At 67.6% G+C, this 537-nt stretch carries 1 pseudogene; it reads right to left on the bottom strand.

The window, feature by feature from the left end:
* Positions 1-128: 128 nt before the first annotated feature.
* A pseudogene (locus DVK07_RS20975) lies at positions 129-537 on the bottom strand (hypothetical protein); the annotation flags it as partial.

Genomic DNA, 537 nt, shown 5'->3' with positions numbered 1-537 from the left:
GGGGGCGCCGTGCCTGCAGCCACACCCCCACGAGGAGCCCAATGACGAGCGTGCCGCCGCCGACGGTCAACCCGATAACGAGTGCCGATGGGGCCACCGACTCGACGCCGGAAAGCATAGCCACGAGCTCACGCATCGGTCTCCTCCCGGCGCTGGTGATCCATGCCGGCCTGTGTGGCGACCGACGGTTCCGCCACGTCGGTGCCGTTCCAAAACTGTGTGGCGAGTCCCAGCAGCTCCGCCGTTGCGAGCCGCCGTGCCGTACAGTCGCTCAGCTTTCCCACGAACTCCGTCTCGACGGTTCGCACCCGATCACGCAACTTCTCGAGTTGGGCACCCCGCAGTTCCGCGTCCGTAAGTCGGTCGCGTCGCGTGACGAACGGCATCGCCAACACACCGACCACCGGAAGTGTCGAGAGCCGCTCCGCGGGCGTCCGCTCGTCCGGGTTGCGTTCATACACTTCGTAGGGCGCCACCTCGACGCCGAGGAAGTAGCGCACGCGGTGGGTGTCAGCCAGCTCAGCCGGCCGCTGATCA

The organism is Halorubrum sp. Atlit-26R, from assembly GCF_003666015.1.
GTDB lineage: Archaea > Halobacteriota > Halobacteria > Halobacteriales > Haloferacaceae > Halorubrum.
This window is presented reverse-complemented; position numbering and strand designations above follow the sequence as displayed.